The 10,440-nt window shown below is 73.7% G+C and carries 11 protein-coding genes and 2 pseudogenes; 1 reads left to right on the forward strand and 12 read right to left on the reverse strand.

Annotated elements, in window-relative coordinates; genetic code table 11:
- The 11 genes and pseudogenes from ACTB72_RS17775 to ffh all read right to left on the reverse strand — a co-directional run.
- A pseudogene (locus ACTB72_RS17775) lies at positions 1 to 518 on the reverse strand (EamA family transporter); the annotation flags it as partial.
- Positions 515 to 1,441: a CE1 family esterase gene (locus ACTB72_RS17780; RefSeq protein WP_463038346.1), complete on the reverse strand. Its 927-nt coding sequence runs from the start codon at positions 1,439 to 1,441 to the stop codon at positions 515 to 517. The pseudogene ACTB72_RS17775 and the gene ACTB72_RS17780, both read right to left, overlap by 4 nt.
- 134 nt (positions 1,442 to 1,575) lie before the next feature.
- Complete coding sequence (locus ACTB72_RS17785; protein WP_463038347.1) at positions 1,576 to 2,433, reverse strand: methyltransferase domain-containing protein; 858 nt, start codon at positions 2,431 to 2,433, stop codon at positions 1,576 to 1,578.
- Positions 2,434 to 2,775: 342 nt separating this feature from the next.
- Positions 2,776 to 3,189: a 50S ribosomal protein L19 gene (gene rplS / locus ACTB72_RS17790; RefSeq protein WP_463038348.1), complete on the reverse strand. Its 414-nt coding sequence runs from the start codon at positions 3,187 to 3,189 to the stop codon at positions 2,776 to 2,778.
- Positions 3,190 to 3,297: 108 nt separating this feature from the next.
- A complete protein-coding gene (gene trmD / locus ACTB72_RS17795; protein ID WP_463038349.1) occupies positions 3,298 to 4,089 on the reverse strand; it encodes a tRNA (guanosine(37)-N1)-methyltransferase TrmD in 792 nt (263 codons plus the stop codon).
- A 95-nt stretch (positions 4,090 to 4,184) separates the two neighbouring features.
- Positions 4,185 to 4,700: pseudogene (rimM, locus tag ACTB72_RS17800) on the reverse strand (ribosome maturation factor RimM); the annotation flags it as partial.
- 142 nt (positions 4,701 to 4,842) lie between these two features.
- Positions 4,843 to 5,271, reverse strand: coding sequence for a 30S ribosomal protein S16 (gene rpsP / locus ACTB72_RS17805; protein WP_463038350.1), 429 nt, complete (start codon positions 5,269 to 5,271; stop codon positions 4,843 to 4,845).
- A gap of 72 nt (positions 5,272 to 5,343) precedes the next feature.
- Positions 5,344 to 5,667, reverse strand: a complete 324-nt coding sequence (locus ACTB72_RS17810) for a chorismate mutase (RefSeq protein ID WP_463038351.1) — start codon at positions 5,665 to 5,667, stop codon at positions 5,344 to 5,346.
- Positions 5,664 to 6,284: a GNAT family N-acetyltransferase gene (locus ACTB72_RS17815; RefSeq protein WP_463038352.1), complete on the reverse strand. Its 621-nt coding sequence runs from the start codon at positions 6,282 to 6,284 to the stop codon at positions 5,664 to 5,666. Before ACTB72_RS17815 ends, ACTB72_RS17810 begins: the two co-directional genes overlap by 4 nt.
- Entirely contained in the window at positions 6,281 to 6,811 is a 531-nt protein-coding gene (locus tag ACTB72_RS17820) for a GNAT family N-acetyltransferase (protein ID WP_463038353.1), read from the reverse strand. The genes ACTB72_RS17815 and ACTB72_RS17820 overlap by 4 nt, the downstream gene beginning before the upstream one ends.
- Positions 6,811 to 8,352, reverse strand: coding sequence for a signal recognition particle protein (ffh, locus tag ACTB72_RS17825; RefSeq protein ID WP_463038354.1), 1,542 nt, complete (start codon positions 8,350 to 8,352; stop codon positions 6,811 to 6,813). Before ffh ends, ACTB72_RS17820 begins: the two co-directional genes overlap by 1 nt.
- A gap of 350 nt (positions 8,353 to 8,702) precedes the next feature.
- Between ffh and ACTB72_RS17830 the strand changes: the two genes are divergently transcribed.
- Positions 8,703 to 9,350 (forward strand): hypothetical protein, encoded by a 648-nt coding sequence (locus tag ACTB72_RS17830; protein ID WP_463038355.1) that lies wholly within the window; start codon positions 8,703 to 8,705, stop codon positions 9,348 to 9,350.
- Between the two features lie 30 nt (positions 9,351 to 9,380).
- On the opposite strand, the gene ACTB72_RS17835 is transcribed toward ACTB72_RS17830, so the two are convergent.
- A complete protein-coding gene (locus ACTB72_RS17835) occupies positions 9,381 to 10,379 on the reverse strand; it encodes an ornithine cyclodeaminase family protein (protein WP_463038356.1) in 999 nt (332 codons plus the stop codon).
- Positions 10,380 to 10,440 lie beyond the last annotated feature (61 nt).

Consider the following 10,440-nt stretch of genomic DNA (forward strand, 5'->3'; position numbering starts at 1 on the left):
ACGCCCCAGCAGGCCCCGGAGGCCGCGATCAGCAGGGCGGGCGCCAGCGGCGGCGCCTCCGCCCCCGGCGCGGTCAGCCAGGCGAGCCCCGCCAGCCCGCAGCCCGCCCCGACCCAGCGCAACGCGGGCGGCCGCTCGCCCATCGCCAGCGCGCCGGCGAACATGGTGACCTGCACCGCGCCGAACAGGACCAGCGCGCCCAGCCCCGCGGCGATGCCGGCATAGGCGGCCGAGAAGAACGCCGCGTAGCCCAGCAGCATGGCGGCGGAAATGGGCGAGGCCCGGCGCAGCATCGCGCGCGCGCCCGGGCCCCCCTCCCGCCACCCGACCAGCAGGGCCAGCATCACGGCGCCCGAGACCAGGCGCAGCGCGGTGAAGGCGGCGGGGTCGGGGAGGACGCCCGGCGCGGTCTCGCCCAGCGCCGCCCGTCCCAGAACCGAGTTGGCGGCGAAGAAGATCAGCGTGGCGACCAGCGGCGCCGCGACCGGCGGCGCGGGAACCGCGACGGCCGGCTTCACGACGGCTCGACGCCCAGCGCCTCGAACCAGTCGGCGACCAGCGCCCCCCACCCCTCCGGCGCCATGTGCCCGCCCGGATGCATGGCGAAGGCGAGGGCTGCGCCCGGCGCGCAGCTGGTCCAGGCGCGGATCAGGAACGGGCCGACCTCGCCGAAGCCGTCGGGGTCGTCCTGGGCGCAGCCATTGGCCGTCCGCAGCAGCTTCAGCCCGGCGAAGAGGTCGCCCTGCACCACGCGGCCCCCGGCGACGGCGCGGCCTTCCAGCGGCACCACCGGGTCCGACCAGCCGTGGATATGCAGAAGGCGCACCGGCCCGGCGCAGGTCTCGGGCAGGGGGCGCCACAGCAGGCCGGCGATGGGCGCGTAGGCGGCGAAGCTGGCGGGCGCGGTGCAGGCGACGCGCCAGGCCATCATGCCCCCGCCCGAGAACCCGGCGAGGATCATCCGCCCCCGGTCGATCCCGAAGCCGGAAGCCGCGTCCGCCGCGACCGCGTTGAGGAAGGCCACGTCGTCGCGCCGCTCGGGCGTGCCGAAGGCGTTCCAGGCCCCGCCCTTGTCGTCCTCGCGCCGCGGCGCGCCCTGGGGGACCACGACGGCGTAGCCGCGCGCGAGCAGCGCCTCGACCATCACCGGGGTCTGCATGACGACGCTCGCCTGGCCGCCATAGCCGTGCAGCACCATCGCGCCGGGGAAGGGGCCGGGGCCGGGCGGGGTCAGCATGTGGTAGAAGCCGTCGCCGAAGGCGCCGCCGACCCGGCAGGGGTCGTCCAGCCCGCCGCATTTCGCCGCCGCCGGCCCGGCCGCCAGCGCCGTGACGACGCCGACCAGCAGCCCAAGCGCCGCGGAGACGAGGCGCGTGGTCCGGCGGAAAGCGAAGCGGCGCGCCTGGGCGGGGGCGGCGGAGGTCTTGGCGGATCGGGTCATGGGAACTCCTGCCGGGCTGCTCGGGGTCTTGGTCGGAGAGGCGTTTTGGGGAGGGGCCTGGGTCGGGGGCGCGGTGCTCGCAGGCGCCGTGTTCGGGGCCGCCGGCGCGCGGGGCGGTGGGGGGCGACCGGGGGTCATGCCGGTTTGCGGGCGGTCAGGGTCAGGCTCAGCGGCGTGCGGACATGGCCCTCGGGCAGGCGCCACAGCCCGTCGGGGCCCTTGCGGGTCAGGCCGGGCCACATGTCCCAGACCAGAAAGTCATGCTCCTCCAGCGACCGGATCTCCAGCCCCGCCGCGATCAGCGCGGCGACCAGGTCGGAGACGGGGTGGATCCAGTTGTGATCGGGCTCCGCCGGCAGGGGCGCGTCGTCGCCGGTATAGGAGGCCTGCTCGTGAAAGCGCAGGGGCGCGTCCTCGGGCGTGCGCCAGTCGTAGCAAGGCACGAGGCCGCGGGCGGTGAGGTCGAGCTGCTCGGCGGCCGGGTGGGCGTCGCGGAAGAAGAGCCGGCCGCCGGGGACCAGCAGGGCGGCGATCTGCGCGGCCCAGCGGGTCAGTTCGGGCAGCCAGGAGATCGTGCCCCAGGTGATGTAGGCGAGGTCGAAGCGGCCCGGGCCCATCGCCGCGGCGGCCTCGCGCACATCGGCCTCGTGGAAGCGGGCGTCGAGCCCGGCCTCCGACGCCAGCCGGCGCGCGGCGGCGATGGCGACGGGCGAGAAGTCGAGCCCCTCGACCACCGCCCCCATCCGCGCGAGGCGCAGGCTGTCGAGCCCGAAATGGCATTGCAGATGGGCGACGCGCAGGCCGGCGACGGGGCCGAGCGCGTCGCGGTCGATCTCCGCCGGGGCGTCGGTCCCGGGGGCCGTGCGGAACGCCTCGACGCCGTAGAAGCCGGTGCGGTCCGCGACATGGATGCGGGCGCGGGCGTCCCAGCGGCGGCGGTTGGCGGCGACGCCGGCATCGGCGAGAGGCGCCCGGGTCGGGGTGTCGGTCATGTCGGCGCGGCCTCCCTTGATCCGCGCGGATCATGTGGCAAGACGAGCGCTTCGGAAAGCCCTGCCGGGCCCGCCGGTTCACGTCGCCGCGCGGGAACGGGACGCCGTCCGGCGCGGGCGCCAGGGCTGCGGCCGATCCGACGCCTGTCGCGGCAGGGGACGCCAGCCGGGGCATGCCGGTCGGCCCTCGCACGGGGGCTGCGCCCCCGGCGTCGCCCCGCCCTGCATGCCCCGGGGACTGGCGCCGGCGTGAAACGTCGGCGCTCAACGAAATCGGGCGGCCCCGAAGGACCGCCCGCAAACCGTCTTGCGATGTCGCGCGCGCCGGTGGGCGCGGGCCGCTTATTCGCCGAGCGGAGCCGGCAGGTTGCGGCCGCCCGACACGCCTTCCTTGGCGCGGAAGTTGGTCCGCTCCACGATGCGGGCCGATTTGCCGCGACGCTCGCGCAGGTAGTAGAGCTTGGCGCGACGCACCTTGCCGCGACGGATCACGGTGATCGCGTCGATGTTCGGCGAGTGGATGGGGAACACGCGCTCCACCCCTTCGTTGAACGAAATCTTGCGGACGGTGAAGCTGCCGCCGATGCCGTTGCCGCCCTTGCGGCCGATCACGACGCCCTCGAAGGCCTGGACGCGGGTGCGCGTGCCCTCGGTCACCTTGAAGCCGACGCGAACGGTGTCGCCGGCCGAGAAGTCGGGGATGACTTTGCCGAGCTCGAGCGCGTGCTCATGCTCCACGATCTGAAGGAGGTTCATGACCTCGGTCCTTTCAATTCGCCGCCATTCCTCCCGGTGCCGGGGGGGCGGACATATGGCCGACCGAGCGCTCTGGTCCATCCAGTCGGGTCCGGTCCGGGGGCCTGATCAGGTCCCGCGGAGCGCCCGCCAGAGATCGGGTCGTCTTTCCTGCGTCAGGCTTTCGGCCTGTTCCCGCCGCCACTGCGAAATCCGGGCGTGATGGCCGGAGAGGAGGATCTCCGGTATCTCGCGCCCTTCCCAGATGGCGGGCTTGGTGTAGTGCGGGGCTTCCAGCAGCCCGTGGGAGAAGGATTCCTCCTCCACCGACTCGGCGTTCCCGAGGACGCGGGGTATAAGGCGTACCGTCGCGTCGATCAATGCCATCGCGGCGATTTCCCCGCCGGTCATGACGAAATCGCCCAGGGAGACCTCGATCATGTCGCGGCCCTCGATCACGCGCTGGTCCACGCCCTCGAACCGGCCGCAGAGGAAGGTGGCGCCGGGGCCTTGCGAGAGCGTGCGGGCGAAGGCCTGGTCGAAGGGCCGGCCGCGGGGCGAGAGGCAGATCACCGGGCCGGGGACCGGGGCCGCGTCGAGCGCGGCGGCGACCACGTCCGCGCGCAGCACCATCCCGGCGCCGCCGCCGGCGGGGGTGTCGTCGACGGCGCGGTGACGGCCCAACCCGAATTCGCGCAGGTTCACCGTCTCCAGCGCCCAGAGCCCCTCCGACAACGCCTTGCCGGTCAGCGAGGCGCCCAGCGGCCCGGGGAACATCTCGGGGAAGAGGGTCAGGATCCGCGCCTGCCAGGCGCCGCGGATGCGGGTGTCCGACATCAGGTCGCGCGGCGTCATCGAGGCCCGCGCCGTGAGCCGCCCGTGGGAGCGGTTCGGGGCGGGCGCCTCGGGCGCGTCGGTCACGCCTTGGCCTCGTCGTCCGGGGCGCCGCCGTCCTCTTCCGTCTCAGACCCGCCGGCGCCGGATTCCCCTGCATCGTCCTCGGTCCCGTCGTCCGGGAACAGGCCCGGGGGCGGGTCGGCGACGATGCGATGGGCGGCGAGGTCGACGATGGGCACGGTTTCGCGGGTGAAGGGCAGCATCACCGGCTGGGAGAGCCCCGGTCCGATGATCTCCAGAATGTCGCCGGCGCCGAAATCATGCACCGCGCGCACCTGGCCGAGCTTGCGCCCGCCGGCATCCGCCACCGGCAGACCCATCAGGTCGGCGTGGTAGAATTCATCCGAGGGCAGGGTCGGCAGCCGGTGCCGCGGCGCGAACAGGCGCACGCCCTTGAGCGCGTCGGCCGCCTCGCGCGTCGGCACGCCGCCGAGCCGGGCCGCGAAGCCGCCCTTCACGGGGCGGTCGATGCGGATCGAGTATTCCCGCCCCGCCGCGTCGGTCAGCGGCGCGTAGTCCACGATGGCTTCGGGCTCGGCGCAGAAGCTTTTCAGCCGCACCTCGCCGCGCACGCCGAAAGAGCCGGCGATGACGCCGACGCAGACTTTTCCGATGGGGTCGTCCCGTCCGGTCATGTCCCGTCCCGTCCGTTGAGCTGCATCCTGCGGAGTCGCTTCGGACCGGACGCCTCGCGGGGCGCCGGGTCCGAAGCCGGTCATGGGGTCGGGCGGTCGAGGGCGCGCCGCCGGCCGGGATCGGCCGGGGCGCGCGCCGCGATCACTCGGCCGAGGTTTCCTCGGCGGCCGGCTCGGGCGCCGGGGCCGGCGCGGCGGCGGCGGCCTTGGCGGCTTCGGCGGCGGCGGCGATCTTGGCCTCCTTGTCGGCCCGCTCCTTCACGCGCTCCAGCGCCTTCTTGCCCGGCGCGCCCTTCTTCAGGTTGGCGCGGTTCGGCTTCTCGCGCACGCCGGCGGCTTCCAGGAAGCGCGCGACGCGGTCGGTCGGCTGGGCGCCCTTGGCGATCCAGGCCTGGATCTTCTCGACGTCGAGCGTGATGCGGTTCTCGTCGTCCTTGGCGAGCAGCGGGTTGTAGGTGCCCAGCTTCTCGATGAAGCGGCCGTCGCGGGGCATGCGGCTGTCGGCGGCGACGACGCGGTAGAAGGGGCGCTTCTTGGAACCACCGCGGGCGAGACGGATCTTGATGGACATGGTCGGTATCTCCTTGGAAGAGGGCCGGGGGCGGCGATGCGCCGGCTGCCCGGGAAAGTCAGGTCGAGGGGCTCAGGTCTGGAGCTTCTCGTGGTGTCGGATGACTTCCTGGATGATGAAGGCCAGGAAGCTTTCGGCGAAGACCGGGTCCAGCTCGGCGTCATGGGCGAGCCGGCGCAGACGCTCCACCTGGCGCGCCTCCCGGTCGGGATCTGCGGGGGGCAGGTCATGCTCGGCTTTCAGCCGGCCGACCGCCTGGGTGGCCTTGAACCTCTGCGCCAGGGTGAACACCAGGATGGCGTCGAGGTTGTCGATGTCGCCGCGCAGGCCGGCCAGCAGGCGGCGGGCGCGCTCGGCGTCGGTTTCGGTCGCGGCGTGGACGGGAACGTCGTTCACCGGGCCCCCTCCGGCGCATGGCGCCAGACCTGGTCGCCGCGCCGCGGCGCGCGCGCCAGCGGGTCGAGCCGGGCGCCGAGGCGCCGGGCGACGGCGACCGCGGCGGCGTTCTGCGGGTCGATGAAGCTCACCAGCCCGGCGCCGCTTTCGGCCGCCACGGCGACGGCCCGGTCGCGCAGGGCGCGCGCGGCCTCGGTGGCGAGGCCGGCGCCTTCGGCATGGGCGACCAGCGACCAGGTCAGCTCCAGCGCCTGCCAGCGGTCATGGCGCGCGAGGCTCACCGTCCCGACCCATTCGCGGTCCTCGCGACGGATCAACGACCAGTCGCCGGTCCCGAAGGCGGAGAAGCCGGCCACCGCCTCCTCATGCGCCGCTTCGGCGTCGACGGCGAGCCGCGGCCCGCCCGCGAAGCGCGACCGCGCGCCGGCGAAGAAGGCGATCCAGCGGGCCGCGTCCTCGTCCGCCACCGGGCGCAGCGACAGGCGCGGCGTCTCGATCCGGCCCGAGGGGTCGGCCAGCGTCGCCCCCGTCGGCGCCCGGCCCGGACCCGAGGGGTCGGACGGGCCGGCCGGGGCGGCGGCGAAGCAGGGGCTGAGGGCGAAGAGGGCGAGGCTCATGCCGCGATCTCCTTGGGGGCGGGGTGGCGCCAGATGTCGGCGCCCCAGCCGTCCGGGTGATGGAAAACGCCGTCGCGGGTGCAGCCGAGCCGTGTCGCCACGGCCTGGCTCGCGCGGTTCTCCGGGGCGATCAGGCTGACCGCGGTGGACCAGCCCAGCGTCTCATAGGCATGACGGCGCGCGGCGAGGGCGGCTTCGGTGGCGTAGCCGCGGCCCTCGAAGCCCTCCATCAGGCTCCAGCCGATCTCCGGCTCGGGCCATGTCTCCGGATACCAAAGGCCGACGCGGCCGACATAGGCGGCCGTCGCGCGCTCTTCCACCGACCAGAAGCCGTAGCCGGCCAGCGTCCAGTGCCCGACCTGGGCGGCGAAGTCGCTCCAGGCGTCCATGCGGGTCATCGGACCGCCCATATATTGCGACCGCGACGAGGCCCAGAACCGCGCCATCGGCTCGAAATCCGCCTGGGCGGGGGCGCGCAGGCGCAGGCGCTCCGTCTCCAGCTCGGGGATGTCGAGGGTCAGCGTCATCACTTCTTCTTCCCGATGCCCGAGAGGCCGGAGGGCAGCGAGGCGCCGCCCAGCCCGGGCAGCCCGCCCGGCATCCCGCCGCCGGCGCCGCCCATTCCGCCCAGACCGGACCCGAAACCAGCGGGCAGCTTCGGCGCCGCGCCCGGCGCGCCGCCCGGCGCCGCCATGCCCGGCGGCATCCCGCCGCCGCGGCCGAGCAGCGCGCCGAGCCCGCCGCGCATCAGGCCCTTCGAGCCCATCTTGCCCATCTTCTTCATCATGTCGGCCATCTGCCGATGCATCTTCAGAAGCTTGTTCACGTCGGCCACGTCGACGCCCGACCCGGCGGCGATGCGCTTCTTGCGGCTCGCCTTCATCAGGTCGGGATTCTTGCGCTCGTCCTTGGTCATCGACTGGATGATGGCGATCTGGCGCTTGAGCACCTTGTCGTCCATCCCGGCCTCGTCCATCTGCTTCTGCATCTTGCCCATGCCCGGCAACATGCCCATCAGCCCGCCCATGCCGCCCATGCGGATCATCTGCTCGAACTGATTCTTCATGTCGTTCAGGTCGAAGCGGCCCTTCTGGAACCGCTTCATCATCCGCTCGGCCTCTTCGGCCTCGATGGTCTCCTGCGCCTTCTCGACGAGGCTGACGATGTCGCCCATGCCGAGGATGCGGCCGGCGACGCGCTGGGCGTGGAATTCCTCCAGCGCGTCCATTTTCTCGCCGAGGCCTACGAACTTGATCGGCTTGCCGGTGACCGCGCGCATCGACAGCGCCGCGCCGCCGCGGCCGTCGCCGTCCATGCGGGTCAGAATCACGCCGGAGACGCCGACCTTGCCGTCGAACTGCTCGGCGACGTTGAGCGCGTCCTGGCCGGTCAGGCCGTCGACCACCAGCAGCGTCTCGCGCGGGCGGCAGGCGTCGCGGACCTGGATGACCTCGTCCATCAGCGCGTCGTCGATATGCAGACGGCCGGCGGTGTCGAGCATGTAGACGTCGTAGCCGCCCATCGCCGCCTGGGACTGGGCGCGCCTGGCGATCTGCAGCGGGGTCTGGCCGGCCACGATCGGGAGGACGTCGACGCCGATCTGCAGGCCGAGCACCTGCAACTGCTCCATCGCCGCCGGGCGTCGGGTGTCGAGCGAGGCCATCAGGACCTTCTTGCGGTCCCGCTGGCTCAGCCGCATCGCGAGCTTCGCGGTGGTGGTGGTCTTGCCCGACCCCTGCAGGCCGACCATCAGGATCGGCGCGGGCGGGTCGTCGACGCGCAGGCGACCCGGCTCGGGCTCGTCGCCCGCCAGCACGCGCACCAGTTCGTCATGGACGATCTTGACGACCTGCTGGCCGGGGGTGACGGACTTGGTCACCGACTGGCCGGCGGCCTTCTCCTGCACCCGGGCCACAAAATCGCGCGCCACCGGCAGCGAGACGTCGGCCTCCAGCAGCGCCACGCGGACTTCGCGCAGCGCCGCGGCGACGTCGGCCTCGCTGAGCGCGCCCTGTTTGGTGAGTTTGTCGAAGACGCCGGAGAGGCGTTCTGAGAGGCTCTCGAACATGGCCGGCGCTCCTTGTCGTCCTGCGGCGGCGGGGGGATGCCCGGCGGCCTGGTTGCGTTCCGCGCCCCGTCCGCTCGATCCGGCGCGAAGACATGCGCGCAAAACACGGCGGCTCCGGCGGGCGCAACGCGCTGGCCGGAGTCGATCCTCGCCGCAGGCGAGGACCGGAAGCGTTGGGGCTTCCGGGGGTGGGGCGATCCGATACGCGCCGCGGCCCCCGATGTCAATGCCGCAGCGGCGGCGGGGATGGCGGGCAGGGCTCGGGCCGGGGCGGGCAGGCCGCCGGCCGGGCTTGACCCGGGCGGCCCGGGCAGGCTTCCCTCACCATAGTCAATTCCGGGAGCGTCACCATGATCCGCCGATCCTTGTTCGACCATGCGCTGGCCGCGACGCTCTGCGTCGGCCTCGGCGGGCTCGTCGTCTCCTCGGGCGCGCTGGCCCAGAACCAGTCCGCCGGGCCGCTGACCCCGTCGCCCGCCGGCTCCGCCGAGCTGTTCGGCGCCCCCGACGCCGGCGTCGAGATCGCCGAGACCACCGAGTTCAACGCCGTGGTGCTGACCGTGGACGAGGAGACCGGGCAGGTGCTGCTGCGCAATCTCGACACCGGCAAGCTGTCGGTCCACGTCCCCGACCCGGTGCAGGCAGGCGCCATCGGCGTGACATCGGGCGACCGGATCAAGGGGGTGATCACCCGCGGCGTCTCCGCCCGGCCGGCCGATCCGGGCGAGGATGAGGCGACGCAGGTCGAGACCATCTCCGTCCCCGCCTCGACCGGCGGGGCGGAGGCGCTGGTCTCCGGCCGGCTGACCACGGCGGTGGTGGAGCTGGAGGCGTGGAACCCGATCACCTTCGTGATGGTGGTCAGAACGCCCGAGGGCCGCAGCCAGCGCAGCTTCGTGCCGACGCCCGAAGCGCAGGCCTTCCTCGCCACCCAGAAGCCGGGGGCGAAGCTGCATGTGGAGCTGTCGGAGATCGCGATGCTGCGCAAGGTCGAATAAGGCCGGGACGGGTCGGGGCGGGCCTCCGCCCTAGCGCGGCAGGCGGATCCCGACCCCGGCGGCGAGCGCCCGGTCGTGGCAGAGCCCGGCGAGCGCCAGATCCCCCAGCGCCAGACCGCGGAAGGCGAAGACCAGCCGTTCCCGCGCATCGCTCCGCCCCGCGACCTTGCCGGCGACCAGGTCCGCGAGGTCGCCGCAGATCGCGGCCTCGGGCAGCAGGGGGTCGGGCATCTCCGCCTCCTGCGCGCGGTCGTCGATGAAGGCGCGGACGTTTCCGGCCAGCCGGTCGACCTGCCAGGCGCGGGCGAGCTCGACCATGGACGCGAAAGCGCCCGGGGCGAGGCGTTCGGGGTCGAGGAACCGCGGCAGCTCGGGACTTGGCGTCGCCGAGGACACCACCAGGTCGGCGCCGTCGAGCATCGCCTCCGGCCCCCCGGGTTCGGAGACGGCGAGGCCGAGCGCCCGGGCCTCCGCCGCCACCCGCTCCAGATTGGGGCGACCGCGGCCGAGCAGGCGGACCTCCCTGAGCGGAAACAGCTCCGAGAACAGCGCCAGATGGGTGCGCGCCTGCACCCCGGTCCCGATCAGGGACAGCACCGACGCGTCCTCGCGCGCCAGATGCAGCGCCGCCAGCGCCGAGAGGGCGGCGGTGCGCACGCCGGTGATCCAGTCGCCGTCCATCACCGCCATCGGCAGGCCGGTCGCCCCGTCATGCAGGCAGATCAGCGCCCCGATGGAGGGCAGCCCCAGCGCGGCGTTGCCGGGCGACAGGCCCAGCGACTTGGTGGCGAAGCGGGGGGGCGCGTCCTCGGCCTCGGCGGCCGGGCCGAAGGCGAGCATCGACATCAGGAGCCGGCCGTCGGGGAAATTCACCGCCCGCTTGGGGGTGTTGATCGCCTCGCCCGCCGGCAGCGCCGCGATCAGCCGGGCGAGCGCCCCGGTCATGTCGCGCGCGGTCAGGCCGAGCCCCTGAAGGTCGGCGCGGGTGAGGTAGAGGAGGCTGTCGGGTTCGGCGTCTTTGTGCTGCATGCGCGAAACTTGCGCGCCGGCGTGCGCGGGCGCAAGCGGCGGATCGGCGCGGCGGATGCGG

It is taken from the genome of Albimonas sp., from assembly GCF_055129145.1.